Raw genomic sequence first — 25,980 nt, 5'->3', positions numbered from 1 at the left:
CGACTGGATGCGCGGACCGGTCAGTCCCGTTATCTTCTTCACACCATGAACAGGAGCGGCGGTCTCGCTGAGGTACGACGGATCGGCCGCAGGGCCGAGGCGCTGGTGCGACGCGCCCGCCGATCACACCGGCTGGCCTTCGCCGCGCTGCTGCTGAGCGCGCTCGTCGGCAGTGCCTGCAGCCTCAGCTGGCCGTCCCGTGTACCCGCGTCGCTGCTGGTCGTCCCGTTGCTGATCGGCGGCATGCTGCTGCGCTTCCGGCAACTCGTCGCGCTGACCTTGATCACCCTCGCCTGCGGTTCCTACGTCGTCATGTCGGGCCCGTCCGAACTGCCGAAGACCGGGTTCATCCTGGTGCTCGGCGTCGTCGGGTGGATCGTGATCACCTCGGCCAAGGTTCGCAGTCAGCTCGGTGTCCCGGGGACGCGCGGCGAGTCGATGCTGATGGAGTTGCGCGACACGCTCACCGCGCAAGGCGAACTGCCCGACCTGCCGTCCGGGTGGCGCGCCGAGGCCGCGATCCGGTCCGCCGGCGGGTCGACGTTCTCCGGTGACTTCGTCGTGTCGACCACCCGCGACGACGTCCTCGAGGTCGCGCTGGTCGATGTCTCCGGCAAGGGAATCGACGCGGGCACCCGGGCGCTGCTGTTGTCGGGTGCGTTCGGTGGACTGCTCGGCGTCGTACCGGTGGAGGAGTTCCTGCCGTCGGCGAACCGGTACATGCGGCGGCAGGACTGGGACGACGACTTCGCCACCGTCGTGCACGTCGCCGTCCACCTGAAGACCGGCGACTTCGACGTACGCACGGCCGGTCATCCGCCGGCCATCCAGTTCGACGCCTGGTCGGGGCGGTGGCAGACCCGCGACTCACACGGGCCGTTGCTCGGGCTGGTGGAGTCGCCGGAGTTCGAGGTGAACCACGGGCAGCTCAAGCCCGGCGACGCGTTGTTCCTGTACAGCGACGGGATGGTCGAGACGCCGCGGCGGGACATCGGCCGCGGCACCGACCGGCTGGCGGGACATGCGGAACGCCTGGTGGCGCAGGGGTTCCAGGGCGGCGCGGCCGAGCTGGTCGAAGCGGCCGGCGGTCCGGCGGACGATTCCGCGATCGTGATCATCCATCGCACCGCGCACGGCTGACGTCTCCGGTTCGCGGTGGTCTGTGGATGGCCGGCGCCGGACGGTCTGCCGATGGCGTAGCCTGCTCGGTCGTGACGATCGACAAGGGCGTCTCCTTCGACGCGGCTGCCCCCTTCGACGCGGCTGTGCCCTTCGATACGGAGGCGGACCGGGCGGCGCCGGACGTCTCGTTCGAGGAACTGCTCGCGTTGATGCCGGACTCGGTCCGCGACGTGTTCCCGCCGTACCGCTGGCAGCTGGACAAGCTGTGGGAGCTCGACCTGAAGGTGGAGCCGGTGGAGGTCGCGGACCTGACCTGGATGTTCGACCTGCCGCTGTGGCAGCTCGACGGCCAACGCTTCAAGGTCACCCCGAACCAGGTCGCCGCCACCCCGATGAACTTCCGGGCCCACTACCAGCGCGTGATGGACGCCGACCTCGACCACCCGATCAACCTGGTCGCCTACCGCGGCCGCCTGGTCGTCCTCGACGGCGTCCACCGGTTGCTCAAGGCCCATTTCCTCCGCCGCCGCTGGATCGAAGCCACCATCGCCACCGCTGCCCAGCTCCGATCCTGCGCGATCTGATCGCGATGTGCAAGTCATGACTTGCACATCGGCCGATCGGATGGCAGGGTTGAGGCATGGAGAGCACAGTGGAGCGTGAGGTGTACGTCGAGGCACGGCCGGAAGTGGTGTGGGCGGCCGTGACCCAGCCGGAGAACTTCGCCCGCTGGTATGCGTTCGGCGGAGTGGACATCGACCTGCGGCCCGGCGGGCAGCTGGTAATGCGGTGGGACGAGCACGGGAAGTACCTCGGATTCGTGGAGAAGGTGGAGCCGGGGCGCCGGTTCGCGTACCGGTACGCCGTCGATCCGGACGTGGAGCCGATGCCGGGCAACTCGAATCTCGTCGAGTTCACTCTGACGCCGGAGGGTGAGGGGACCCGCCTGCGGGTGGTCGAGAGCGGGTTCGACCGGCTGGAGTTCTCGGCGGAGGAGCAGACGAAGCGGGCCGAGGAGTCGGCGCAGGGCTGGGACGGTGGTCTGGCCGCCCTGACGGAGCTGGTGCCGACGCTGTGAGTGACGTGGCCGGCGCCGAGTATCCCGTCGTCCGCGTGGACGGGGTGCTCGAGGCGCTGGGCGACCCGACCCGGCGGGTCGTGGTGGAGTTGCTGGCGGCCGGTGGTGGACGGACGGCGACGTCGCTGGCGGGGGAGTTGCCGGTGACTCGGCAGGCGGTCGTGCAGCATCTCGCCGTACTGCGGGAGGCCGGGCTGGTGGAGAGCCGGCGCGAGGGACGCGAGGTGCGGTTCGAGCTGCGGCCGGCGGCGCTCACCGCCACCGCGGCCTGGATGGCGGACGTCGCGGCCCGGTGGGACCGCCGGCTGGCGGTCATCGCCGAGATCGCCGAGACGGCCGAGGTGGAGGCCGCCCTGGCGGAGACACGCGAGGATTCTTGATGTTGATGTGTCACCATCTAGGATCGGTGGCATGACTTCGAACAACGACGAGTACGCCCCGAGCCCGACCGACTGGGTTCGCACCCAGGTGGAGAAGGTCGAGGCGGCCGGTACCACCGACGTCGTCGACATCATGGGCATGCCGGTCGTGCTGCTCACCATGCGCGGCGCCAAGTCGGGGAAGATCCGCAAGGTTCCGCTGATGCGGGTCGAGCACAACGGCGTCTACGCCGCGGTGGCCTCGCTCGGCGGTGCACCGAAGAACCCGGTCTGGTACTACAACCTGAAGGCCGACCCCAAGCTCACGCTGCAGGACGGCACGGTCACCAAGGAGTACGTCGCCCGCGAGATCGAGGGCGAGGAGTACGACGAGTGGTGGCAGCGCGCGGTCGCGGCGTACCCGCCGTACGCCGAGTACCAGACCAAGACCACCCGGAAGCTCCCGATCTTCGTGCTCGAGTCGGCGGCGTAACGGCCGAGTGCGCGGACGATTGGGTCAAGTCCGCGCACAGATCCGGCCTCGAAGGGCAGGTGCTCACCGGCAGCGGACTCGGCCTGTGAGACGCTGGCCCCGGGAAGTCCGGCGCGCTGCGTCGACAGAGTTCTGGGAGTCGTCCTGACCACACACGACGCGGTGCAGGAACCGTTCGTCGGGTCGACGCGGTTGCGTCTGGCCGGACTGGCACTGCATGCCTATACCGCGAGCGGAACGGTGCTCGCGCTGCTCATCGTCATCGCTGCCGTCGACGGCGACGCCGTCCGCGCGCTGTGGCTCGGCCTGGCCGCCCTGGTGATCGACGGGACCGACGGGATGCTCGCCCGCCGGCTGCGGGTCAAGGAGACCATCCCGTGGTTCGACGGCGCGATGCTCGACAACATCGTCGACTACCTCACCTACGCGTTCGCCCCGATCGTGCTGCTCTGGACCGGCGACTACCTGCCCTCCGGTGCCTGGGGTGCGGTGCTGGCGGCGCTGCCGTTGCTTGCCTCCAGCTACCAGTTCTGCCGGGTCGACGCGAAGACCGACGACCACTTCTTCCTCGGCTTCCCCAGTTACTGGAACGTGGTCGCGTTCTACGTGGTGATCCTCGGCCTCGGCCCGGTCGCCACCGGCGCCATCCTGGTGGTCTGCTCGATCCTCGTGTTCGTCCCGGTGAAGTACGTCTACCCGTCCCGGACCAAGGCGTTCCGGTCGCTGAACCTGCTCACCACCGCGGTCTGGCTGGCGTCGTACGCCGTACTGCTCGCCCAGATGCCCGACCCGAACCCGATCGTGGTCGCCGTGTCGCTCGCCTACCTGCTGTACTACGGGGTCCTCAGCCTCTACCTGACCTTCTGGGTCCCCCGGCGCAAGGTCGCCTGAGTGGTCCTCGGCCTGGGCGCGGCACTCGGTGCCGCCGTGGTGTTCGGTATCGCCGCGATCCTGCAGGCGGTCGGTTCGCGCAAGGTCCCGACCGAGTCCGAACTGGATCCGCGGCGGCTCGGCGGGTTCGTGGTCGCGCTGCTCAAGCAGCCCGCGTTCCTGCTCGCGCTGGTGCTGAACCTGGTCGGCTTCGGGTTGCATTTCGTTGCCCTGCGGGTGCTTCCGCTCTACCTCGCCCAAGCCGGGATCGCGGCCAGCCTGGTCGTCACCGCCGTGCTCGCGACCCGGCTGATGTCGGACCAGTTGAGCGCGCTCGAGTGGTCCGCGGTCATCGCCGTCTGCGTCGGCCTCGGTCTGCTCGCGGTGTCGGCCGGCCACGCGGGTGACAGCGCCCGCCACCAGGGCCTCACCATCAGCATCGTCGTCGGCCTCGTGGTCATCGCCGTACTCGGAGCCTTCGCCAGCCGTTCGCAACACGGCGTCGCCACCGCTCTGCTCGGCCTCCTCGCCGGACTCGGGTACGCCGGGGTGGCGATCTCAGCGCGATTGCTGCAGGACGGGTCCATCGGGGAGCTGTTGCGCAGCCCGACGACGTACACGTTGCCGATCAGTGGAGCGCTGGCGTTCATCCTCTACTCGCTCGCACTCCAGCGCGGCTCGGTAACGCTCGCGACGACCCCGATGATCGCGCTGCAGACCATCACCCCGGCGGCCGTCGGCGTCTTCGTCCTCCACGACGCCGTCCGCTCCGGCTGGTGGCCCGGCGCCATCGGCGGCTTCCTCCTCTCCGCCCTGGGCTCCCTCACCCTCGTCCGCTTCGAATCCATCAAGGACCCAGCCGAAACCCCGTCCTAACGGACGACCAGCCACCCGATGGATGTGGCCCACCGCAACCTGGGTGGTCACCCACCATCGCGCGGGTCAACCCCTCACTTGCCACCTCGCCCACGAACCACCGGACCGCCTGCTTCCTACTTGGCGAAGCCGCTCCTTCGTCGCGCGTGTTGCTGTCTGCGGTGTGCGGTTCTGCGACGCGTGCGCGATGTCGCGGGGCGGGCGCCTACTGTGCGACGTGAGCCGACTTGACCTCGACGAGGACGACGTTGACCTCGCCGGCCAGCAACTCCCAGGCGTGATCGAACGAATCTTCTTGCCAGACGACCGCGCCGGGGTTCAGATCCACGATCTGCGTCGTCCCGTCCGCCCAGGTCACCTTCTGCCGCCCGGAGCCGAGGTTGACCACCAGCATCGGCGCGTGCGAGTGCATCGCGCTTTTCCACCCGTGAGAGGCGCGCGCCTGGATCACCCGAACATGTTCGTTCTCGAACAAGACCTGATGCGCATCGGGATCCACGATCGTCGCGTGCTGGGGCTTCTGAGCTGGGGTTGAGCTCTGGGTCGAAAGCGAAGTACTCATTGCAGGCTCCTCTGCCGGTTGGTTCCACGACCTCGGCGCTCGCCGCAGATCGCCATATCCACCACCCGGACCTCGCTGGTTCCGCGAGGTCGCCCGCTAACAGTAACCGCTAGGAGTTGTTAAAAACAACTAGAATGAGTTGTGAAGGTGGATCCAGAGTGGCTGTCTTCATCTGGACCTCGTTGAGCACCTTGCCCACTGTCGGACCTGCCTGCCCCATCCAGCATCGGCAGGCCGCCCGCGGCGTCCGCGGCTGCTGTGCGCCCCGAGGGCCTGCTTCACGCCGAAGGACGACATGCTCACGCGTCGATCGCCGTACGGCGATGCTCGCGGGCGCTGTGCCGCGGCGTGAGCCGCTCCCTTCTTCCAGTACGGCGTCTCGGTCCGGCGGGGGCGTGACGATCGTCCCGTCGTCCAGGTCGTCCTCGTCGCCGCGAACCATCACGAGGACGGCGGCAGCGGCGGCGGGACCACCTCGCCGCTCGCCGCCGGCGAGCTCGATCGAGAGTTGTGAAAAGCAACTATTATGAGTCCTAGTTCCAGATCAGGGTGGACAGAGGAGCAGGTATGCCGACCAGCCGCAGCTATCGAGACTCGTGCGGGCTGGCCAGGGCTCTCGACGTCGTCGGCGAGCGCTGGGCACTGCTGGTCGTCCGGGAGCTGCTCCTGGTGCCTCAACGCTTCTCCGAGCTCCGGCACGCCCTGCCAAACGCCAGCTCGAACCTGCTGGCCGACCGACTCCGAGAACTCGAACATCACGGGGTCATCCGTCGCCGCAAACTGGCGTCAACGGCAGGCCGGCAGGTCTACGAACTGACGGAGTGGGGCCGCAAGCTGGAGCCGATCGTCCTGGCTCTGAGCGACTGGGGGATCGACGCACCCCACCCCCCGGAGCCCACCTCGCTCAGCGCCACCTCGGTGCTGATCTTCCTGCGAGGTCACATTCGCCCCGATCCGTCGGCACCGCCGATCGTCTGTCGTCTCGATCTCGACGGCTCGATCTGGACGGTCTCCGTCGACTCCGGAGAGGTTCAGGTGCAAAGCGGTGAACCGGCCAGAGCCGACATCTCCCTCCGCACGGACCCCAAGACGCTCAGCAGCCTGCTCGCCGACCCAGCCTCAGCCGACGCCGCCCTCACCAAAGGCACCGCCACCCTCATAGGCAACCGTCAGACCCTCAACCACCTACTCGTCAGCACCTGAGCACCAGACCCGCGAATGTCCCGCTTCAGCCGGACGTCTCCCGAGGGTGACCGCGCCCGGCCGGTCCGCGATCCGCGGCTATGGCGGCAGCGTCCTGCGCGTCGTCGTAGTACCGCGTCGTCTAACTAACCACGCGCTGGACGGCCTGCAGCATGTCGTCCGGCGTCATCTAGCTACCGACCAGCCGGCGCTCGTCCGCGTAGACGTGTTCGGTGACGGTCGCGGCTGAGGCCAGACCTACGTAGGTCCGGCTTCAGCGGACGGCTCCTGGGGGGTCACCGCTTCCGGACGGTGCGCGATCTGGGTCGCGGCTGAGGACCAAGCTGCGATGGGTCCGGCTGCAGCGGGACGGCTCTTCGGGGCTGCGGACCAGAGCCGTGACATGTCGCGCTTCAGCGAGGCGGCCACTTCCATGGGGGTTCGTCGAGGGGGCCTTGGTTGGCGATGGTGGTGGCGCCGTGGTCTTTGACTAGTTCGATGGTGTGGAGGTCGTCGGTGAGGGCGTCGAGGGCGGCGACGAACGGGCGGGAGTGGGTGACGACGATGACTTGCGCGTCCTTTGCCGCGGTGACGACGAGATTCGCCAACGCGGGCAGGAGATCCGGGTGGAGGCTGGTCTCCGGTTCGTTGAGGACGAGGAGCTCCGGCGGGCGTGGAGTGAGCAGGGCGGCGACCCAGAGGAGGTATCTGAGGGTGCCGTCGGAGAGCTCGGCGCCGGACAACGGTCTGAGCAGGCCGTGCTGATGGAAGGCGATCTCGAAGCGTCCGCCGGTGTTGACGATCTTCAGCTGACTGCCGGGGAACGCCAGCTCGATCGCCTCGTCGAGTGCGTCCGGGACGCCGATCTCGCGGATCGTTTGCAAGGCCGCCGCGACGTCCCCGCCGTCCGACCCCAGGACCGGCGTACGCGTGCCGATCTGGACGCGGCGCGCGGGTGCGTCGGCGTCAGTGCGGAAGTGGTCGTAGAAGCGCCAGGACCGGAGCCGGTCGCGGACGGTCAGAAGCTCCGGTGCTCGTTCCGGGTCGGCGTACTCGCTCAGCATGCTGTCGAACGTCTGCAGCTGGTGGCCGCCGCGTTGCCAGTCGCCGTGGTTGGAGCGGATGCGTACTTCGCGGTTGACCCGCTCGACCAGCAGCGCCGCCGGCCGGAGGAACGGTCCCGACCACAGCGCTTCCCGCTTGATCTCCGGGTCGAGGTCGAACACCGACCGCGTCGGCTGCGGCATCCCCAGGTCCATGAGGTAGCCGTAGTCGTCCCCGGCGAACCCCATCCGCAGACCGACCGACTTTGTCCGCACTGTCCCCTGCACCGGCCGGTCCTTCCGCACCTGCTCCGGCCCCGCCCACAACGTCGACTGCAGGCCACCCTCCCGCGCGAGTGCCGCCACCGCACCATTCCGCGACGCGTCCGCCAGCAGCCGGAGCGCCCGATACAGACTCGACTTCCCCGTCCCGTTCGCTCCGGTCACCACATTCAGCCCCCGCAACGGCATCACTAACCGCCGCAGCGACCGATAGTTCTCCACCGCCAACGTCGTCAGCATGCAGCGACGCTACCGAACGCGTCCGACAGTCAGGCCCCGAAAGGCGCCAAGCCTGAACGTGCCGCAGCGGATCACCTATTGAAGGAGTTTGGGCGGCTCAGCACGGTGTCGATCAGCAAGGCGTTGAACTTCCCGGGTTCTTCGAACGGCATCATGTGAGCTGACTTCTCGAACCAATGCAGCTCTTTGGCCGGGGCCTCGATCGCGTCGAAGTACTCCACCGCGAGCTCGGCGGCCACCACCAGGCGGTCGAGTGCGGGGCGATAAGCCCCGCCAAGCGCGGGCGATAGTACGCAACTCACACTCGGGTGGGTGGGAGCGCCGGCGAGCACGCGACGTAGGAGCGGGCGTAGGGGCGCGTGGGTCAACCAGCTCGCGCGTCGAGCGGGCGGGTCGGGTGGACCACCTCGGGTGTGGAGCGGGCGCGTGGGTCGACCCCACGCGCCCGCGGAACACGAAGTTAGGCCAGGGAGTCTTCCCAGGCTTGGTGGAGGCCGGCGTAGTTGCCGCCGGTGGTGATGAGGTCGGCGGGGGCGCCGTCCTCGATGATGCGGCCGTGTTCGAGGACGAGGACACGGTCCGCGGTCTCGACGGTGGAGAGGCGGTGCGCGATGACGATCGCCGTACGGTCGGCCAGGATGGTTCGCAGCGCGCGCTGGATCAGCCGCTCGCTCGGGATGTCCAGGCTCGACGTCGCCTCGTCGAGGATGAGTACGGCGGGATCGGCGAGGAACGCCCGGGCGAACGCGACCAGTTGCCGCTGCCCGGCCGACAACCGGCTGCCGCGCTTCTCGACCTGCGTCTCGTACCCGTCCGGCAGCGCCATGATGAAGTCGTGCGCGCCGATCACCTTGGCCGCCTCGACCACCTCCTCCAAGGTGGCGTCCGGCTTGCCGAACCGGATGTTGTCCGCGACGGTCCCGGTGAACAGGAAGTTCTCCTGGGTCACCATCACCACCCGCTCGCGCAGGTCGTCCTCGGTGAGGTCACGCAGGTCGTGCCCGTCCAGCAGCACGTGACCGCTGGTCGGGTCGTAGAACCGTGCCACTAGTTTGGCGATCGTGGTCTTGCCCGCTCCCGTCGTACCGACCAGTGCGACGGTCTGACCGGCCGGCACGTCGAGGTCGAGACCTGGCAGTACCGGTACGCCGTCGACGTACTGGAACCGCACGTTGCGCAGTTCGAGGTGCCCGCGGCTCTTGCCGGGCCGGACCGGCTTGACCGGCTCCGGTACGTCGGGCTTCTCGTTCAGCACACCGGACAGCTTCTCCAGCGCCGCGCTCGCGGACAGGAAGGTGTTGTAGAACTGCGAGATGTCCTGCAGCGGCTCGAAGAACTGCCGCAGGTACAGCAGGAACGCGGTCAGTACGCCGACCGTGACGTGACCGTGGTAGGCCTGGTAACCGCCGTACGCCAGGATCGCGACGATGGTGATGTTGCCGACGCCCTTGATCGACGGCATGAAGATCGCGTTCAGCCGGAACGACTCCAGGTTCGCCTCCCGGTACTTGTCGTTCACACCGTGGAAGATCTCCTCGTTGCGCGGCTCCCGGCGGAACGCCTGCACCGCGCGGATCCCGGTCATCGACTCGACGAAGTGCACGATGACCAGGACGACGGCTTCCCGGGTACGGCGGTAGACGACGGCGGACCGGCGCCGGAACCAGGCGGTGATCGCGATCAGCGCCGGGAACGACAGCAGCGCCAGCAGACCGAGTTCGAAGTCCAGTATCAGCAGCAGGATCGACGTCCCGATCAGCGTCAGCAGCGCCGTGACCAGGCCGTCGAACCCGTTCGCGAGCATCTCGTCGATCACGCCGACGTCCGAGGTCAGCCGGGAGATCACCCGGCCGGACGTGTACTTGTCGTGGAACGACGGGCTGAGCCGCTGGAAGTGGTCGAACACCCTGCGGCGCAGGCCGAGCAGGATGGTCTGGCCGAGTTGCCCGGACCGCATCAGGAACAGCTGCCGGGCGAACGCCTGCAGCAACGCCATCGCCAGCACGGTGAGGACGACCGTGACCAGCGTCGTCGAACCCTCGCCGGCCAGGATCGGCGGGATGCCGTTGTCGATGCCGAGGTGGACCAGGTACGGCACCGCGAGCCGGGCGCCGTTCTCGACGATCACGATCGCCACCAGCCACCAGATCTTCTTCTTGTGCGGCCGGAGCAGTTGGCCGAGCAGCCGGCGGGAGTCCTCCTTCAGCCGGATGGTCGTTGCCTTGGACAACTCCCGGTCGCCGTCGTCCTCGAAGTACCCACGCCAGGATTTCTCCGGCGACTTCTCCTCCTCGGGGTCGGACTGAGGAGACGTCTGCTGGGTCATGCGTGGACCTCCTCTTCCTCGGCCGCGAGCAGTTGCCGGTACGCCGGGACCTCGGCGAGCAGCTCGTGGTGGGTACCGACGTGGGTGATCGTCCCGTTCTCGAGCAGGGCGACCTTGTCGGCCAGCATCACCGTCGACGCGCGGTGCGCGACCACGATGCCGGTGGTGTCGGCGAGCACGTTGCGCAGCGCCTCCTCGACCAGCGCCTCGGTGTGGACGTCGAGCGCCGACAAGGTGTCGTCGAGGACGAGGACCGCCGGCTTGGCGAGCACGGCGCGGGCCAGTGCGAGTCGTTGCCGCTGGCCACCGGACAGCGACATGCCCTGTTCGCCGACCCGGGTGTCCAGGCCCCACGGCAGGTCGTTGACGAACTCGGCCTGGGCGACCTGGAGGGCCTGCTGGATCTCCGCCTCGGTCGCATCCGGCCGGCCGAGGGTGAGGTTCTCCCGGACGCTCATCGAGAACAGGGTCGGGTCGTCGAAGGCGGAGGCCACCGCGCCGCGCAGCGACTCCAGGGTCAGGTCGCGCAGGTCGTGGCCGTCGAGGGTGATGCGTCCGCCGGTCACGTCGTACAGGCGTGGAACGAGGGCGGTGAGGGTGGTCTTGCCGGATCCGGTGGCCCCGACCAGGGCGAGCGTCGTACCTGGGGTGAGGTCGAGGTTCACGTCGTGCAGGATCTCGGGGGAGTCGGGGGAGAAGCGGAAGCTGACGTTCTCGAACCGCAGGTGGCCGCGCGGGTTCTTCAGCTCCTCGGTGCCCGACTGGATGGTGGACCAGGTGTCCAGGATCTCGCTGATCCGGTCCGCCGCGGTCATCGACTCCTGGGCCATCGCCAGAATGGCGCCGAGCGACGTGACCGGCCAGATCAGCGACAGCATCAGCGTGATGAACGCGACCAGGGTGCCGAGGGTGATCGCCTCCCGGCCGACCGCGAGCGCACCGAGCAGGAGGACGACGACGAGGGTCAGGTTCGGGATCACGCCGAGGAAGCTCCAGAACTTCGACGCCAGCCGGACCTTGTCGACGGAGGTGTTGAACAGCGTGACGGCGCCGTCGTCGAACTGCTGCTGGACGTGCCGGCGCCGGCCGAAGGCCTTGATCACCCGGAACCCGAGCGCCGATTCCTCGATCCGGGTGGCGAGGTCGCCCTGCTGGTCCTGGACCTCACGGGAGATCACCAGGTACTTCTTCTCGAACCGCAGGGACAGCAGGATGATCGGCACCGCCGCCAGCAGGACGACGAGGCCGAGCGGCCAGTACAGCTGCAGCAGCAAGGCGGTGACGACCACCAACTGGAGGATGTTCATCACCAGGAACAGCAGGCCGAAGCCCATGAACCGGCGGATCGTGGACAGGTCGGTGGTGACCCGGGACAGCAGCTGACCGCTCTGCCAGCGGGTGTGGAACTCCATCGGGAGCGACTGCAACCGGACGTACAGGTCGTGCCGGAGGGTGGCTTCGAGGTCGCTGACCGTCTTGGACTGGGCCCAGCGGCGGGCCCAGACGAGCAGGACTTCGGAGATGCTGAGGCCGAGGGCGAGCAGTGCGAGCGGGACCAGCATGTCGAGCTCGCGGCGGGTGACCGGGCCGTCGATGATGGCCCTGGTGACGAGGGGGACGGTGAGGCTGACGGCGACACCCAGCATGGCGGTGGAGAACATCGTCACCAAGCGCCAGCGGTGTGGTCGGAGATAGGGTCGGAGCCGCCACAGATTGCGGCTGCGTTCGGGGGCTCTGGAGGTCGGGGGTGCGATAGACGGCGCTTGGGCAGGTCTCTCGGAGGGCATCTGGACGGGCGCACTTCCCATCATGCTCGGCGTAGGAATGTCGCAACCGGAAAACGGCGCACTTTCCAGTATCGCCTACGGGTAAGCGCTTGTCGCCCGAATTCCATTCCTTGGTGATGAATTACCACTGGTTGCAATAGCCGAGCCCCGTCACCACGCGTGACGGGGCTCGCTGTCATTACGGATCGCGATAGGCGCTAGGGATTGACTCTGAGGAACGCGATGCCGTCGACGACGGCCGGGGCGGTGGAGGTGGAGACGATCTTGACCGCGCCGGTGCGGAACGGCGTGATCGGGAGGTAGGTCACCTTCCGGGCCGTGGTGGTCGCGGCCAGGGAGACGGTGCCGATCTTGAATCCGGCGTGGTAGACGTCGACGCGGCCCTGGCCCGGGCCGTGGATGGCGACGAGGGCGATGCGGGCGCCGGCCTCGGTGGCCTTGGTCAGGTACGCGCCGTTGGCCCTGAGGATCGACGTGGTGCCCTTGAAGGCGAGGCTGCTGGTGGAGCGCGTGACGGACCCCGCCGAGGTGAGGGCACGGTCGTCCTGGGGTGCGACGCTGCAGATCTGCGGCGACCATGCGGAGAGGTTGCCGAGGTAGTCGCGGGACCGGACCATGAAGCACTCGTCCCAGCCCAGCCGCGGCGCGTAGGAGATGGACGTGATCCGGGTGTTCTGCCAGGCCGCCGGGTACGTCCACTTGCCCAGAGCAACGCCTGGCGCGGCCGCCTTGTACACCACGTCGTACGACGCGATGTCGGTGTCGTCCTTGTAGGCCCAGCGGAAGGTGACCGGAGAGGTGACGGCTACCCGGTCACCGATCCGGAGGGTGAAAAGGGTCGGCGCCGTACCGTCCACCTCACTGCAGTACGACGTACTCCACGCACTGAGGTTGCCGGCGTAGTCACGGGCCCTGACCTGCCAGCACGTGTCAGTGCCGACGGGAGCGCTGTAGCTGGCGCCGGTCGTCTTCAGGCCCTGCCACGACGGGACCTGGTTCCAGGCGCCGTACGGCGATGTGCGGTTGGGCCGCTGCTGGATGCGCAGGTCGTAGGAGTCGACTCCGGTCGCCGGGGAGTTGGGGTCCTGCGGGTCTGTGTACGCCCACTCGAAGGAGAGGCTCGTGTTGTCGCGGATGCGGTCGCCGGCGGACGCACTGGTAAGTACGGGCGCGACGGTGTCCGGCCGCTGCTGCGGATCCGCAGTGAGCCAGTTCAGCGTGATCACGCGCGGTCTCGAGTCCGGGTCGGCGTACACGATCTTCGCCAGGCCGGAACCGTCAGTGCGGAAGCTGCCGGGTTGCAGCTCTCCACGGACCGGTCCGTAGCGACGCTGGCCGAGTGCCTGGTCGTTGAGGTCGGTGACGAGCAGGTCCCGCTCTGGCGTTGTCTGGACCGTGAAGCCGTTGCCCAGCTGGGAGTCCGCCGCGACAGTGAGGTTGCGCGGGGCCTCCGGTCCCTTCACGTCGACGACCTGGTTGCAGCCGCTCAGCAGGGCCCAGCGACCGTTCACGCGGTCCGGACCGAGCGTGCAGGAGCTGGCGACCAGGACGGTCTTGACGCTTCCGGTGACCAGGTCCTTGCCGGTGAGGTGACCGGGCTCGGTGATCTTCCAGACGGTCGTATCGGACAGCGCGAACGGCGGCGCGTAGTCGGCCAGCTTGGTCTTCGTCGCCACGTCGTACACCTCGGCGGTGGCGGCACTCGGTACGCGGTGGGAGACGAGCTTGCCGCCCTTGCCGAGGATCACCTCGTCAGCTGCCGGGAAGGTGAGGCCGCCGACCTTGGCTGTGCCGCCTTGGAAGATCAGCAGGCTCGAGCCCTCCAGCTGGAAGGGCTTGGTTTCGCTGGAACCACCCGTTGCAGTCCAGGAGGCGCCATTGTTGCTGGTCTCGTAGAGGGTGTGGTCGGCCTGGTCCGTTGTCACCACCCGTGCACCGGACAGACCGACATGGTCGACCCTTGCCGTGGCAGTTCGGTTGGCGACGGGCACACCCTCGCCCAGATGCTCCGGCGGATCCGCCGCCATCACCTGACCCGCGACGACCGGCACCAGCACGACCGCACAGGCGACCGCAGCCACCTTCACCCGCATCCCGACCACAACTACCCCCTCGGCGCCGCACCCCAGGGCACCCTCGACACAGGGCGGCACCCTAGCCAGGAACCACCGCGAACGGAAGCGCTTACCGGACTGGACCGGCCCGGCCGCCGAAAACCGCGTGACAGGCGAGCGGTGCGGAGAGGACCCTGGGAAGTTGGATCCGGATGAGCGAAAGGGACTGATGCAGGCGGGGATCACGGTGTCGGCGGGGGAACTGCCGGAGGTGCTGTTGCACGTCGCGGTGGTGCGGCCGGTGTTCTTGTGGGGTGCGCCCGGGATCGGGAAGAGCAGCCTGGTGCGGGCGTTCGCGGATTCGCTCGGACTGGAGTGCGTCACGCTTTTGGGGACTCAGCTCGCGCCGGAGGACCTGATCGGCGTACCTCAGATCGTCGACGGGCGGAGCCGGTTCGCACCGCCGGTGGCGATCGCCCGGGACGAGCCGTACTGCCTGTTCCTGGACGAGCTGAACGCGTCGTCGGCCGAGGTGCAGAAGGCGTTCTACTCGCTGATCCTGGACCGCCGCATCGGCGAGTACGAACTGCCGGAGGGGTCCGTCGTGATCGGCGCGGGCAACCGGGCGACCGACAACGCGCTGGCCAAGCCGATGGCGAGCGCACTGGTCAACCGGCTGGTGCACATCCACCTGCGGGCGTCGGCGAGCGACTGGCTGCACTGGGCCGGTACGGCGGGAATCCACCCGTGGGTGCTCGACTACCTGCGCAACCGGCCGGACCACCTGTGGACGGCGCCGCCGAAGACCGAGGAGCCGTTCTCGACGCCGCGCAGCTGGCACATGTTGTCGGACGCGCTGCACTCGTACGGCGACGAGGTCACCGACGAGACGCTGCGGGTCCTCGCCTTCGGCACCTTGACCGCGGCTCACGCGTCGGCGTTCCGGGCGTTCGTGAAGACGGTCCGCAACGCGTTCGGACTGGACGCCGTACTCAAGGGTGAGGCGGGCTGGCCGGCGGCGCCGGAGGACCGCGACCTGCTGTACTTCCTGGCCGAGACCTTCCGTGCGCGGCTGGTCAAGGAGTTGTCCGCGGACAAGTCGTCGGCGAGCCCGGCGGCGCGGCAGCTCGCGCATCGGGGCAAGGCGCTGCTGGTCGAGCTGGCCGAGATCTCGCTCGAGGTCGCGCAGTTGGTGATCGCGGCGGACGAGGACGGGCGGCCGGTGCTCCCGACCTGGTTCCTGGTCGAGGTCAGCCGCGACCTGCCGCGTCTGGTCGCCGCTCGTGCCTAGGCGCAAGAAGGACCGGAAGGACCCGGCCTGGGAGGCGATCCAGGTCGCCTGGCAGCGGGTCGTCAGCCATCCACTGTTCGCGCCGATGGTGCACTGGGCCAGTGCGCCGTACCGGAGTGACGCCTGCCCACCCGACGGCTGGGCGACGATCAACTCGAACGGGCGGATCGTCACGCACCCGACCCGCCGGGCGACGCCGGAGGAGTGGACCTGGGTGTTCGCGCACCTGCTGATCCACCTCGGCCTCGGACACGGGTCGCGGGACCGGCCGGCCCCTGATCCGGCGGCGAGCGCGGCCTGCGACGTCGTGGTCAACCGGTACCTGGACTCGCTCAAACTCGGGCGGCCGGTGGTCCCGATGCCCCCGTCGTATCCGGGTTCCGACGAGGAGGCGCTGGCACGGCTCTGGCGTCACTCCGGTGTGCCTCCCGAGTACGACGGCCTCGGGGTGGCCGGCCGTCAGTCCGACGTACTGATCGAGCGCTGGCACGGACTGGGGGATCCGCCCGACTGGTCGGAGCGGTTCGCGGCCGGTCTGTCCGCGGCGGCTGCGGCGGCCGTGGACGTCGCCGGCGGTGCCCGGTCCTCGCTGTCCGACTCGCGAGGCGGGCGGGACCCCTGGGACCTCGCGTTGGCCTGGTTCGTGTCGTCGTACCCGTTGCTGGGGGCAATCGCCTCCAGCATGACAGTCGTCGCCGAGGCCGAGCTCGCGCGTGGATGGGACATCCAGGTGGCCGCGGTGAACGCCGCGGCCGGCGAGATCTACGTGAACCCGCTGATCGATCTGACCCAGAACGAGTGGCGGTTCGTGATGGCTCACGAGATGCTGCACGCCGCCCTGCGGCACGGGGAGCGCGTCGGATGGCGCGATCCGTATCTGTGGAACGTGGCGGCCGATCTGGTGATCAACGGCTGGCTGCTGGAGATGGGCGTCGGCACGATGCCGGAGGACGCTCTGCACGACCCGGCGCTGAAGGGACTGTCGGTCGAGACGGTGTACGACCGGATCACGACAGACCTTCGTCGCTATCGCAAGCTGGCGACACTGCGCGGCGTCGGGCTCAGCGACGTACTCGGACACCCTCTGCCGCGTGCCGGCGAGTCTCACCGTGGCACCGGGTTGGACGACATCTACCGGCGTGCACTGAGTACTGGGCTGGCGTACCACGACCCGGGACGCGGTCTGCTCCCCGCAGGGCTTGTCGAGGAGATCCGGGCGCTGGATCACCCTGCACTCGGTTGGGACGCTCAGCTGGCTCGGTGGTTCGAGGAGCACGTACCGGCCGTCTCACGCGTGCGCACGTACGCACGGGCGTCACGACGCCAGTCAGGTACGCCGAACATCCCGCGGCCGGGGTGGATCCGTCCGGTCAACGTGGAACGGCTGCCGACGTACGGCGTGGTGCTGGACACTTCCGGGTCGATGGACCGCGTGCTGCTCGGCAAAGCGCTTGGCGCGATCGCCTCGTACTCGCTGGCCCGTGATGTGCCGGCGGCCCGGGTGGTGTTCTGTGACGCGGCGGCGTACGACGCGGGCTACGTGCCGGTCGAGGAGATCGCTGGACGCGTGCAGGTACGCGGGCGTGGTGGGACCGTGCTGCAGCCGGGTGTGGACCTGCTGGAGCGGGCCGACGACTTCCCGGTGGACGGGCCGGTACTGCTGATCACCGATGGAGAGTGTGACGTGGTCCGGGTGCGGCGGGAGCACGCTTGGTTGGTCCCTGCCGGGGCGTCGCTGCCGTTCAGGCCTCGGGGGCCGGTGTTTCGCGTGGAGTGAACACGGTCTGCCGGCGGCGAACAGGTGTAGGGGGTGACTCTGTTCGGTGACAGGTTGCTGGCATGGCGTGGGTTGTGCGGGGCGAGTTCAGGAAGCTGTTGGTCGCGCAGTTGGTGTCGGCCTCGGGGAGTGCGATCACTACGGTCGCGCTGCCGCTGGTCGCCGTGCTGACGCTGCATGCGTCGGCCGTGGAGATGGGGGTGCTGGCGGCGCTGACTCTACTTCCGCATCTGGTGTTTGGGTTGCCGGCCGGAGTGTGGGTGGAGCGGTGGTCACTGCGGCGGGTGCTGGTGGTGACCGACGTCGGGCGCGCCGTACTGCTTGGGTCGATCCCACTGGCCGCGGCTGCTGGGGCGCTAGGGATGTGGCAGCTGTACCTGGTGGCAGTGCTGACCGGTGTGCTGACGTTGCTGTCGGAGACGGCGTCGACGACGTTGGTGCCGGCGCTGGTACCGCGTGAGGACCTGATCCGGGCCAACAGTGCGCATCTTCTCAACCTGAACGTGGCGTCCACGGCTGGGCCGTCGGTGGCGGGTCTGCTCGTGCAACTGGTGACTGCGCCGTTCGCGGTCCTCTTCGACGCGGCGTCGTACGTGGTGTCGGGTGTGGCGTCGTACCTGATCCGGGAGCCTCGGCGTACGTCGGCAGTGCGGTCGCAGGTGCGGCTGACGGGAGGGCTGCGGGCGATCTTCGGTGATCCGGTGCTGGCGCCGCTGGTGCTGTCTGCGACGGTCGGGGCGATTGCGGGGTCGTTGCAGGGGCCGTTGATCGTCCTGTACCTGGTCCGCGAGCTCCACTGGTCGCCGGCGCTGGTTGGTGTGACGGTCACGGCGTTCGGTGCGGCTGCTGTTGTCGGCTCGGTCGTCGCGCCTGCGTGGATTCGGCTGGTGGGGATGGGCCGCGGCTACCTGACTGGGCAGTTCGTCGCTTCGCTGACCGGGATTGCTCTGGCGGTTGGGCTTGCGCCACTGGTGTTTCTGGGGCAGGCGTTTGCCGGGCTCGGGATGTCGCTGTTCGCCGTACCGCAACGGACGCTGCGCCAGGCGTTGGTCCCGCCGCACCAGGTGGCGCAGGTCAATGCCACGTGGCGCACGCTGGTGATCGGCGGTCAGTCTGTGGGAGCGCTGACGTCCGGCGTACTGGCCAGCACGATCGGTATCCGGGCGACTCTGGTCGTCTCGACTGCTGCGATGCTCGTCGGCACGCTGATAGCCCTGCTCTCGCCGGTGCGTCGGCTCAACGTCCTGCCGGAGGCGATCCCCGCCTGACGCGGGTCAGTCCTCGATCGGGTGGGCGATCGCTCCGCCGGCGGTCCAGTCCAGGTCCGTGATGATGCGGGTCACGGTGTCGTCCAGGCTGCTGGAGCTGTCGACCACCTGCTCACCCGGTACGCCGAGGAGGTCGCACGGCTGATACCAGTCGCGCATCTGCTCCGGTGTCACGACTTTCGACAGCGGCCGCGTCGCGTGCCGCCGTACGGTCTCGTCGAAGGGCAGCTGGAAGTAGTACACGCCGGTCATGCCGGCATGGTCCGCGATCAGCCGCCGGACCATCTCGCCGTACGTCGGGCTGTAGAGAATGCCCTCGAGGATCACGTGGAACCCGTGGTCGAGGGCGTACCGCACCGTCTGGTCGATCAGCCCGATGTTCGGCGCACCCGGCCGGTCGTGCTCCCGCAACAGGACCCGCCGCAGATAGTCCTGCTCGACCCACGCCACCCCTCGCCCGACCCGCCGCCGAACCTCCTGCGCCGTCGTACTCTTCCCCGATCCCGAGTTCCCCCGAACAACCACCAACCGCGTCCCCACATCCCCAGCCATCGCCACCCGGGAGACCCTAGACCGCGCGCTGCGAGAGCTGCGACCGCGCCCGACGGTCTCAGGTTCGATCGTGTAGTCGCCGGGAGGGGTGGGCACCTGTAGGTGCGGGGTGTTCTGGTGGGAGGCGCCCGCCTCTTGCTTCGTTCTGACAGGGGTTTCGGAAGGCGCCGTTGACGATGAGTGACTCGACGATGGCAGGTCGGCTCCTGGCTGGGCGGTATCGGCTGGTGTGGGCACTGGGGCGCGGGGGTATGGGCGTCGTCTGGCAGGCCCGCGACGAGCTGCTCGGCCGGTCGGTGGCGGTCAAGGAGATCCTGTTGCCGCCCGAGTTGCCCGATGAGGAACGCGAGACCCTGCGGCGGCGCACCCTGCGGGAGGCGCGGTCCGCCGGGCGGCTCAGTCACCCGAACGTCGTCACTGTGTACGACGTGGTGGAGGAGGACGGCCGTCCCTGGATCGTGATGGAGCTGGTCCGGTCGACCACGCTGGCGCAGGCGATCCGCGAGTACGGGCCGTTGCCGCCGGGGGAGGTGGCTCGCATCGGCCTGCAGGTGCTGGCCGCGCTCCACGCCGCACACCGCGCCGGCGTACTGCACCGTGACGTCAAGCCGAGCAACGTGCTGCTCACCGGAGACGGCCGGGTCGTGCTGACGGACTTCGGTATCGCCACCTTGGAGGGCGATCCGTCGTTGACGACGTCAGGCACGCTACTGGGCTCACCGGCGTTCATCGCTCCGGAACGGGTTCAGGGACACGGCGCCGGTGCGGAGTCGGACCTGTGGTCGTTGGGCGCCACGCTCTACACCGCGGTCGAAGGGCGTCCGCCGTACGACCGGGGAACCACGCTTCCGACGCTGGCGGCCGCTGTCACCGAGGAACCCGACCCGGCGCGGTTGGCGGGGCCGCTCTGGCCGGCCCTCGAAGGTCTGTTGCGCAAGGACCCGGCGGAGCGCATCGACATCTGGGAGGCGAGACGTCTGCTTCAGCAGGCCGAGGCGGCACCTGAGGCTTCGGTCGGCTCGCCGGGATCCGAGGCCGCCGACACGTCGAAGGTGGAGAGTGGTCAGCGCACGCGGGTGCTGCCGGTTCCGCCGGTCGTTCCGCCGTCGGGGGAGTATGCCGATGCTCGGCCCACGGGAGACGGTACGCCGGTGGCGACACCGGCCGGTGTCACCTCATCAGCCGCCGAACCCGACTCGGCCTCGACGGAGTCCTCCAACGGCAACCTTCCAAAGGTCGTCGGTGCGATGCTCGCCTGTGTACTGGTCGCGGTCGCGTTGATCAGTTGGGCGCTGTTCCGAGCGGTCGACGACGGCCAGGGAAGTCAGGCGCAGCCGAACGTCTCACCGCAGGCCAGCCCGGCACCACGCAGTACGGCGCCACCTTCCAGTACGCCGCCTCCGTCTAGTACGCCGCCACCGTCGAGTACGGCGCCGCCCACCACGCGCCGGCCGTCCTCGCCCGTGACCAGCAGGCCCACGTCGCCGCCCAGCAGCCGCCCCACGTCGCCTGAGTCTCCCGCAACCGAGGGTGGCTCGGTGCCGGCCGGATTCGAGCGGCACACGGACCCAACCGGTTTCTCATTGGCGGTCCCGGCCGACTGGACCGTCGAGCGACGAGGGGGGCGCGTCTACTTCCGGGAGCCGGGCGGCGCACGCTTCCTGCTCATCGACCAGACCGACCAGCCCAAGCCGGATCCGGTCGCCGACTGGCGTCAGCAGGAAGCGGCACGCGAAGACAGCTACGACGACTACGAGCGCATCCGCATCGAGCCGGTCGACTACTTCGAGAAGGCCGCCGACTGGGAGTTCACCTACGCCACCCCCTCCGGCCGCCGCCACGTCCTCATCCGCGGCGTGATCACCAGCGACGACCAGGCCTACGGCATCTACTGGTCCACCCCCGACACCCAATGGACCGAAAGCCGCCCCCTCTACCGAACCTTCACCAACACCTTCCAGCCAGCCTCCTGACCCCGCGAGCCCAATTCGGAAGGCGGCCGAAGGCTCGCAGGTCTTCGCTGAGCGCGGATGGGGTCCCGCTGAGTGCCCCTTAGTGACGCCAGCCGACGGGCCCTAAACGCACGCTAGCTGCACGAGCCCTTACGGCCAGATCCACCTGATGACGGTCCACAGCCCGAGTGCCGTGAGCACCGCGACTGCGATGAACGGGAGAGCGAGTCCCACATCTGCCAAGCGATCTCGCGCTGTTCGCTCCATGATGGTCAAGGCAGACCGGCCCCGGGTCGCGTCGATGGTCGAGGAACTCGCCGACTAACCCGGGGCGTGATCTCAGCCGCTGGCTCGGCGTCATCGTCGATGTGAGCCGCGACATCTTCATCCAAGACATCCCGCCATGCATCCGCAGCGTCAATGAAATCCCCGATTCGTGGCGCCCGGCCCCGCTGCCGTTCGGGCACGCCGAGGTCGTGGCTGCCGTCCGGGAACTCGTCCTCTCCGCAGATTTCACCGACCCAACCTGGGGACGAGATCCCGGGCGTGGACATCGAGGTCAACGTCTCCAGCGAGCGGGGGCTACCATCGGGCCGGTGTCGCTCGTGAGCCGCAACTCCAATCATTCGCCCTGCACGTCCGCGCCGCGAACCAAGCCACCGCCGACCTGTTCATCGCGCAACTTCTCGACCGACTCAACGTCCGTGCTTTCGACCCCGAGAACGAGACCGGCCTCTTCACCGCTCCCTAGCTCCATCCGCACGCCTACGCTTGCCCAAGAGCCGGCCACGGACGGTTCCACATTTTCATAGGCGAGGTGTCAAGGATCAGGTGGCATATTCGTCAGGCATCAGGTGGCACACGACACTAGAGGAGCCGGGCTGTCCTCCGTCAACTGATGCGCGACACACGTCCGCCAGCTGATCTGCGACAGTGGACGCACGAATCGCGGCATGACAGTGCGTTTCAGTCAGGGTCCTCGCCCATCGCAGCACGAGTCTCTTCGATGGTTGCGCCGCGATAAGTGCGTGTTTCCGGATCGAATGTAAGCCATGGCTGCTGTAGGGAGCCGTTGAGCCAGGCCTTGATCCAGTCGTCGAGAAAGTACTCCTGTTCGAAGAAGGGCACTTCGTCATCGGGCTCGACTGGATTGGGGTCCCATCCATAGAGGCGACCTGTGGGGCAGTGCACGAAGCTGTAGATGGCGCAGCCCCAGTAACACAGTGGCAGCAAACTGGCGGGCATCCCCGGCCACAGGCCCCGGTCAATCTCGTCGAGGATGTCGATAGCGGTGCGGTGCATGTCGTCGGTAAACCCACTGCGGAGGCCGAGCAGTCCATAACCCGGTCCGAAGCCGCCGTTTGCCACGGCATACAGGTGTTTGAGAAGCCGGGGCAACGGCGCACCAACAAGCGACTCCGCCTCCTCGATGTCCGCCGTGCTGGCCGGTGGAGGCGGCGAGGGCAGGCGATCAAGTAGCCCTTCGGCTGCTGCTGCGGCGAACTCCTCCGTGCCCCGGTAGTAGAGGCGCCGGTCTCCGCTAAACACTCCTCCGCCAGTCAGGGCGACCCCGGGCAGACCGGGCACCTCGTCGCGATGCTGACCAGCCGCGATCAACGCGTGCACTCGATCGAGGAGGCCGTCGACGTCGGTCATGCCCGCGATTGTCTGCGATCGCGAGACGCATGGGCAAACGGCCCGAGGAAGCGCACAACATCCGGCGTCAAGTGCGCGGATCTCCGCTGTGCGTGCGTTGGCCGGCGTTCCAGGTGGTCGCCAGGCTTCTAGCCCGTCGTGCATCACCTGGCGGACATGTGTCGCGGATCAGTTGGCGGACCACACACAGGAGCCGGGCTGTCCTCCATCGGTTGATGCGCGATACTCGTCCGCCGGGTGCTGCGGCAGCCGAAAGCACGGATCGCGGCAGACGCGTTCGTTTCGCGCGTGGCGATTGTTTGAGAATCTGTGGCGTGGACTCCAGAGTTCTGCACTCGACGGCGCGTCGGTACCTGATGGATCGCTACGACAAGCTGTCCGAGATGTATGCGCAGCTGCCGAATCAAGGTCGTGGGGCGGGCGGCCTGCTTTACAGTCCGGGGGCGCGGCGCATCTTCCCCCGGTACAACGCGGTTGAGGCGATGTTGCTAGAGGTTGAACGGCTCGATCCTGACCGGCTTCCCGATCCACACGCTCTCGCGCACGCACACCTGCGCGTGGCCGACGACGCAGTCACCGTTCACCCAGCCACCGCAGGGCCGAGTAGAACAAGACATGATCCGTGACGAGCGCCGGCTGTTCGGGTCGGCTGTCGCGGTCTGGATGTCGCTTCCTGATCTCGACGTGGAACCTCTTGGATACCGGCGGGTGTTGAGGCCGGAGGAGTCGGAAGACTGGCGTCGGCGCCTCGGGCAGCGGTGGGCCTGGAGGATCTGTCCTGGTACCCGATGCTGGACGACTTCGTGCCGCAGGACGTGTTGGTCCTGAAGGAGGCGTCGATGTGGGACCAGGACGGCGCTGCCGCAGTTCGCGCGGCGCTACAGGACCTCGGCGGGTTGCGGGTGGCCGAACTGCGCGAGTACGGGACCGAGTACCTGCTCGATGTCGAGTTGTTCGCGCCCACGTACAACGGCGCTGAGGGGGTGTGGAGCGACGACAGCCTCGGCTGGATCGCCTATGCGTCCCACGAGGGGACCGTCGCCTTCGGTGGCCTGCTCGCCACCGTGCTACCGGCCTCCCTGCGGAGCCTCGACGAGTGGCGCTGGTCCGGCTGACGCCGCGCTGAGCTTTCTAGTCGAGCGCGTGCCTTGTCGACTCGCCGGAGGCGAGCAGATACTCGGATATGACGGCCAATGCAACGATTCGCCAAACCTGGCGCGTCTCACCAAGCATGAGGTTCGTCAGGCGCGGTGCGAGGTGTCGTGCGCACTTGGGTCCTGCCGTCGTTCTGATCGGTTTTGCCCTATCGGCGTGCGGGACCGAGGCAGCGCCAACCTCTGGAGCGACAACTATTGCAACGCCCATCGGGGGGCCGACAACGCCCCGCGATGCGGTGCCGACGCTGCCGTCAGCTGCTGCGCCTCCGGTGTTTCTCGCCCGGGCACGCGACGTGGCGCAAGCCGTCCGAGCTGCGGGAATCCCGAAGCCTCCCGAGGGGATCTTCCTGTACTCGTCGCGGACTCCGGACCTGGGCTTCGAGACGATCGAGCAGAAGGTTGCCTGGGGGCAGGGCACGTCACCATCGCGCCGGGCGTACAACGCGGATCAGGTGGCACCACCCGCATCGATTTCGGCGACGGCTCGAGTCTGTCGGTGCGCGTCCTCGATCCCCGGACCGCACTGACACAAGCAATCGGAACCCCGTACGACAACTGCGGAAACGTACAAATACCGGCATCGAAGTGCAGACTCACGATCACCGGCGCATCCTTGACAACCGCCGACGTGGACACGAGCAACGGACCCGCGACTGTGCCCGCGTGGTCCTTCACCGCGAAGGGCAAATCGAGACCGATGGTCGTCCTCGCAATCTCTGAGGACGTGCTCAAGCCTGTTGTTCAGCCCGTGCCACCGCCCGGGCTCGCCAAGCTGGAACCTGGCCTACTCGGGGCCGAGCGGCTCACCCGGATCGACGGCAACACGCTCATCTTCACGCTCAGCCACGGAGGCTGTGAGTCCGACCTTCGAGCTCACGTCCTCGAATTCGACGACCAGGTCGTCATCGGAGGGAGCCACGGTCCGCTTCGGTCCAGCGCCGCCTGTGCTGCGCTCGTTGCGTATTCGACACCCGCAGTAGTCACCCTGGCCGCGCCGCTCGGAGACCGGGCGGTCATCAGCGCAGCCACAGGCGTCAGGCTCACACCTCGGTGATGCAACGCTGAGTCCAAGCGTCTATCCCCGCAGTCCTCGGCGCGACGCGAGGATCTGCGACAGCGCGGGATTGCGGCAGATCCGTACGTTCTGGGCGACGGCTCCTCGAGGCCGGCCGAGCTGCCCGGCTGTGTCAGGGACAGCAGCGCTCCCGCGCGGCCTGCGGGGTCGTCTGCGGATCTGACGGAAATGTGTCGCGGGTCTGTTGTCGGGGGACACGAACGGTTAGGCGGTGTGACCGAGGGGGACAGCCTCGATCGTCTGCCACTCGTACATGCGGTTGTCGCGGTGTATCTCGATGAGGGACACGGCGTTGATGGTCAGGTCGGCCGGCTCGGTGGTGACGCGGTTGATCGCTTCGAGCGTGGTCGCGGCGGGCTGAGGGGTGTTGACGTAGGCAAGGCTGATGTGTGGTTGATAGCCGTCGGCGCTGTCCGGTACGGCGTCCGGCCGAACACCTCGGCGATTGCGGCCCGTACGGTGTGCCGAATCTCCTGGACCGGCTCGACCGGATCGGGTGGAAGTGCGATCGCTTCGGGCCGGATGACCGGGTTGGGGAACCGCACCTTCAGCGGCTCCAGCTCGCCGAGCCGGGCGCGTGCAGCGGCCAGGAGTGCGTCGATCTGGTCCGGGGACACGTCATCGACGAACCCGACGCCTTGCATGGTCAGGTGCAGCCACTACTGCGGGATCATGTCCAGGCCGGACACGGTCGAGAGTTCGGCTTGGTAGAGCGCGGCGAGCCGGTGGAGCGGGGCCGCGTCTTCGAAGGTGTTGATGTGCCAGGCGTAGAACCTGGTGCCGAGCTTCCAGCCGGGTCGCCACCACCAGTGGTCGACGAGTTCGTCGGCGTGCTTGTGGGTCCAGTCGGGCGCAGAGGTCACGTCAGTTGTCCGATCGGGCTTCGAGGCTTGGCGGGATCTGAAGTCCACTTCTATGACCTAGGTCACACGAGGTAATCACCTGGCCTCGAGAGTGACGCGTCTGCCAAGGAGCTGA

At 68.1% G+C, this 25,980-nt stretch carries 25 protein-coding genes; 14 read left to right on the top strand and 11 right to left on the bottom strand.

What is annotated here, in order from left to right:
- Positions 1–45: 45 nt before the first annotated feature.
- The 7 genes from ACYVOK_RS22550 (at position 46) to ACYVOK_RS22520 (ending at position 4,798) form a co-directional block, all read left to right on the top strand.
- The gene (locus ACYVOK_RS22550) at positions 46–1,140 is read left to right on the top strand and encodes a PP2C family protein-serine/threonine phosphatase (RefSeq protein WP_460664472.1); all 1,095 of its coding nucleotides are present in this window, start codon (positions 46–48) and stop codon (positions 1,138–1,140) included.
- A gap of 71 nt (positions 1,141–1,211) precedes the next feature.
- On the top strand, positions 1,212–1,706 hold the full coding sequence (locus ACYVOK_RS22545; protein WP_460664471.1) for a hypothetical protein: 495 nt from the start codon (positions 1,212–1,214) through the stop codon (positions 1,704–1,706).
- A gap of 56 nt (positions 1,707–1,762) precedes the next feature.
- Positions 1,763–2,200 carry an SRPBCC domain-containing protein gene (locus tag ACYVOK_RS22540; RefSeq protein ID WP_460664470.1) on the top strand — a complete coding sequence of 146 codons (438 nt, stop codon included), beginning with the start codon at positions 1,763–1,765 and terminating at the stop codon, positions 2,198–2,200.
- Positions 2,197–2,580, top strand: a complete 384-nt coding sequence (locus tag ACYVOK_RS22535) for an ArsR/SmtB family transcription factor (RefSeq protein ID WP_460664469.1) — start codon at positions 2,197–2,199, stop codon at positions 2,578–2,580. Before ACYVOK_RS22540 ends, ACYVOK_RS22535 begins: the two co-directional genes overlap by 4 nt.
- Positions 2,581–2,611: 31 nt before the next feature.
- Positions 2,612–3,052 carry a nitroreductase family deazaflavin-dependent oxidoreductase gene (locus ACYVOK_RS22530; protein WP_460664468.1) on the top strand — a complete coding sequence of 147 codons (441 nt, stop codon included), beginning with the start codon at positions 2,612–2,614 and terminating at the stop codon, positions 3,050–3,052.
- A gap of 162 nt (positions 3,053–3,214) precedes the next feature.
- The gene (locus ACYVOK_RS22525) at positions 3,215–3,943 is read left to right on the top strand and encodes a CDP-alcohol phosphatidyltransferase family protein (RefSeq protein ID WP_460664467.1); all 729 of its coding nucleotides are present in this window, start codon (positions 3,215–3,217) and stop codon (positions 3,941–3,943) included.
- The gene (locus tag ACYVOK_RS22520; RefSeq protein WP_460664466.1) at positions 3,944–4,798 is read left to right on the top strand and encodes a hypothetical protein; all 855 of its coding nucleotides are present in this window, start codon (positions 3,944–3,946) and stop codon (positions 4,796–4,798) included.
- Between the two features lie 205 nt (positions 4,799–5,003).
- On the opposite strand, the gene ACYVOK_RS22515 is transcribed toward ACYVOK_RS22520, so the two are convergent.
- Positions 5,004–5,360 (bottom strand): hypothetical protein, encoded by a 357-nt coding sequence (locus ACYVOK_RS22515; protein WP_460664465.1) that lies wholly within the window; start codon positions 5,358–5,360, stop codon positions 5,004–5,006.
- Between the two features lie 567 nt (positions 5,361–5,927).
- Between ACYVOK_RS22515 and ACYVOK_RS22510 the strand changes: the two genes are divergently transcribed.
- Positions 5,928–6,563 carry a winged helix-turn-helix transcriptional regulator gene (locus ACYVOK_RS22510; RefSeq protein WP_460664464.1) on the top strand — a complete coding sequence of 212 codons (636 nt, stop codon included), beginning with the start codon at positions 5,928–5,930 and terminating at the stop codon, positions 6,561–6,563.
- Between the two features lie 392 nt (positions 6,564–6,955).
- Here the strand turns inward: ACYVOK_RS22510 and ACYVOK_RS22505 are convergent, their stop codons facing one another.
- The 5 genes from ACYVOK_RS22505 to ACYVOK_RS22485 form a co-directional block, all read right to left on the bottom strand.
- Positions 6,956–8,107 (bottom strand): AAA family ATPase, encoded by a 1,152-nt coding sequence (locus ACYVOK_RS22505; protein ID WP_460664463.1) that lies wholly within the window; start codon positions 8,105–8,107, stop codon positions 6,956–6,958.
- A gap of 71 nt (positions 8,108–8,178) precedes the next feature.
- Positions 8,179–8,439 (bottom strand): hypothetical protein, encoded by a 261-nt coding sequence (locus ACYVOK_RS22500; protein ID WP_460664462.1) that lies wholly within the window; start codon positions 8,437–8,439, stop codon positions 8,179–8,181.
- A gap of 128 nt (positions 8,440–8,567) precedes the next feature.
- Positions 8,568–10,433 carry an ABC transporter ATP-binding protein gene (locus ACYVOK_RS22495; protein WP_460664461.1) on the bottom strand — a complete coding sequence of 622 codons (1,866 nt, stop codon included), beginning with the start codon at positions 10,431–10,433 and terminating at the stop codon, positions 8,568–8,570.
- Positions 10,430–12,094: an ABC transporter ATP-binding protein gene (locus ACYVOK_RS22490; protein WP_460664460.1), complete on the bottom strand. Its 1,665-nt coding sequence runs from the start codon at positions 12,092–12,094 to the stop codon at positions 10,430–10,432. The genes ACYVOK_RS22495 and ACYVOK_RS22490 overlap by 4 nt, the downstream gene beginning before the upstream one ends.
- A gap of 323 nt (positions 12,095–12,417) precedes the next feature.
- Positions 12,418–14,313, bottom strand: a complete 1,896-nt coding sequence (locus tag ACYVOK_RS22485) for a hypothetical protein (protein WP_460664459.1) — start codon at positions 14,311–14,313, stop codon at positions 12,418–12,420.
- A 190-nt stretch (positions 14,314–14,503) separates the two neighbouring features.
- Here ACYVOK_RS22485 and ACYVOK_RS22480 point away from each other — a divergent pair, with 190 nt between their 5' ends.
- The 3 genes from ACYVOK_RS22480 (at position 14,504) to ACYVOK_RS22470 (ending at position 18,610) form a co-directional block, all read left to right on the top strand.
- On the top strand, positions 14,504–15,565 hold the full coding sequence (locus tag ACYVOK_RS22480; protein ID WP_460664458.1) for an AAA family ATPase: 1,062 nt from the start codon (positions 14,504–14,506) through the stop codon (positions 15,563–15,565).
- Entirely contained in the window at positions 15,558–17,342 is a 1,785-nt protein-coding gene (locus ACYVOK_RS22475) for a vWA domain-containing protein (RefSeq protein ID WP_460664457.1), read from the top strand. Before ACYVOK_RS22480 ends, ACYVOK_RS22475 begins: the two co-directional genes overlap by 8 nt.
- Positions 17,343–17,404: 62 nt before the next feature.
- Positions 17,405–18,610, top strand: a complete 1,206-nt coding sequence (locus tag ACYVOK_RS22470; RefSeq protein WP_460664456.1) for an MFS transporter — start codon at positions 17,405–17,407, stop codon at positions 18,608–18,610.
- A 6-nt stretch (positions 18,611–18,616) separates the two neighbouring features.
- Here the strand turns inward: ACYVOK_RS22470 and ACYVOK_RS22465 are convergent, their stop codons facing one another.
- Positions 18,617–19,162 (bottom strand): kinase, encoded by a 546-nt coding sequence (locus ACYVOK_RS22465; protein WP_460664455.1) that lies wholly within the window; start codon positions 19,160–19,162, stop codon positions 18,617–18,619.
- A gap of 176 nt (positions 19,163–19,338) precedes the next feature.
- Here ACYVOK_RS22465 and ACYVOK_RS22460 point away from each other — a divergent pair, with 176 nt between their 5' ends.
- On the top strand, positions 19,339–21,135 hold the full coding sequence (locus tag ACYVOK_RS22460) for a serine/threonine-protein kinase (RefSeq protein ID WP_460664454.1): 1,797 nt from the start codon (positions 19,339–19,341) through the stop codon (positions 21,133–21,135).
- Between the two features lie 945 nt (positions 21,136–22,080).
- Here the strand turns inward: ACYVOK_RS22460 and ACYVOK_RS22455 are convergent.
- The gene (locus ACYVOK_RS22455) at positions 22,081–22,770 is read right to left on the bottom strand and encodes an SMI1/KNR4 family protein (protein ID WP_460664453.1); all 690 of its coding nucleotides are present in this window, start codon (positions 22,768–22,770) and stop codon (positions 22,081–22,083) included.
- Between the two features lie 758 nt (positions 22,771–23,528).
- On the opposite strand from ACYVOK_RS22455, the gene ACYVOK_RS22450 reads away from it, so the two are divergent.
- A complete protein-coding gene (locus ACYVOK_RS22450) occupies positions 23,529–23,885 on the top strand; it encodes a hypothetical protein (protein ID WP_460664452.1) in 357 nt (118 codons plus the stop codon).
- Between the two features lie 538 nt (positions 23,886–24,423).
- The gene (locus ACYVOK_RS22445; protein WP_460664451.1) at positions 24,424–24,981 is read left to right on the top strand and encodes a hypothetical protein; all 558 of its coding nucleotides are present in this window, start codon (positions 24,424–24,426) and stop codon (positions 24,979–24,981) included.
- Positions 24,982–25,206: 225 nt separating this feature from the next.
- Here the strand turns inward: ACYVOK_RS22445 and ACYVOK_RS22440 are convergent, their stop codons facing one another.
- From ACYVOK_RS22440 to ACYVOK_RS22430, 3 genes are read right to left on the bottom strand one after another with little or no spacing between them, the layout of a single operon-like run.
- Positions 25,207–25,389, bottom strand: coding sequence for a hypothetical protein (locus ACYVOK_RS22440; RefSeq protein ID WP_460664526.1), 183 nt, complete (start codon positions 25,387–25,389; stop codon positions 25,207–25,209).
- Entirely contained in the window at positions 25,302–25,646 is a 345-nt protein-coding gene (locus tag ACYVOK_RS22435) for a hypothetical protein (protein WP_460664450.1), read from the bottom strand. The genes ACYVOK_RS22440 and ACYVOK_RS22435 overlap by 88 nt, the downstream gene beginning before the upstream one ends.
- Before the next feature lie 15 nt (positions 25,647–25,661).
- Positions 25,662–25,865, bottom strand: coding sequence for a hypothetical protein (locus tag ACYVOK_RS22430; protein WP_460664449.1), 204 nt, complete (start codon positions 25,863–25,865; stop codon positions 25,662–25,664).
- Positions 25,866–25,980 lie beyond the last annotated feature (115 nt).

It is taken from the genome of Kribbella swartbergensis, from assembly GCF_054784135.1.
Note: the sequence above shows the minus strand (reverse complement) of the source record. Positions and strands in the feature narration are given on the sequence as shown.

Bases quoted from the DNA above. Each gene is read 5' to 3' on its own strand.
- ACYVOK_RS22550 (WP_460664472.1), top strand. From the start codon at position 46: ATGAACAGGAGCGGCGGTCTCGCTGAGGTACGACGGATCGGCCGCAGG.
- ACYVOK_RS22540 (WP_460664470.1), top strand. From the start codon at position 1,763: ATGGAGAGCACAGTGGAGCGTGAGGTGTACGTCGAGGCACGGCCGGAA.
- ACYVOK_RS22530 (WP_460664468.1), top strand. From the start codon at position 2,612: ATGACTTCGAACAACGACGAGTACGCCCCGAGCCCGACCGACTGGGTT.
- ACYVOK_RS22515 (WP_460664465.1), bottom strand. From the start codon at position 5,360: ATGAGTACTTCGCTTTCGACCCAGAGCTCAACCCCAGCTCAGAAGCCC.
- ACYVOK_RS22510 (WP_460664464.1), top strand. From the start codon at position 5,928: ATGCCGACCAGCCGCAGCTATCGAGACTCGTGCGGGCTGGCCAGGGCT.
- ACYVOK_RS22505 (WP_460664463.1), bottom strand. From the start codon at position 8,107: ATGCTGACGACGTTGGCGGTGGAGAACTATCGGTCGCTGCGGCGGTTA.
- ACYVOK_RS22495 (WP_460664461.1), bottom strand. From the start codon at position 10,433: ATGACCCAGCAGACGTCTCCTCAGTCCGACCCCGAGGAGGAGAAGTCG.
- ACYVOK_RS22490 (WP_460664460.1), bottom strand. From the start codon at position 12,094: ATGTTCTCCACCGCCATGCTGGGTGTCGCCGTCAGCCTCACCGTCCCC.
- ACYVOK_RS22485 (WP_460664459.1), bottom strand. From the start codon at position 14,313: ATGCGGGTGAAGGTGGCTGCGGTCGCCTGTGCGGTCGTGCTGGTGCCG.
- ACYVOK_RS22480 (WP_460664458.1), top strand. From the start codon at position 14,504: ATGCAGGCGGGGATCACGGTGTCGGCGGGGGAACTGCCGGAGGTGCTG.
- ACYVOK_RS22470 (WP_460664456.1), top strand. From the start codon at position 17,405: ATGGCGTGGGTTGTGCGGGGCGAGTTCAGGAAGCTGTTGGTCGCGCAG.
- ACYVOK_RS22465 (WP_460664455.1), bottom strand. From the start codon at position 19,162: ATGGCTGGGGATGTGGGGACGCGGTTGGTGGTTGTTCGGGGGAACTCG.
- ACYVOK_RS22460 (WP_460664454.1), top strand. From the start codon at position 19,339: ATGAGTGACTCGACGATGGCAGGTCGGCTCCTGGCTGGGCGGTATCGG.
- ACYVOK_RS22455 (WP_460664453.1), bottom strand. From the start codon at position 22,770: ATGACCGACGTCGACGGCCTCCTCGATCGAGTGCACGCGTTGATCGCG.
- ACYVOK_RS22435 (WP_460664450.1), bottom strand. From the start codon at position 25,646: ATGCAAGGCGTCGGGTTCGTCGATGACGTGTCCCCGGACCAGATCGAC.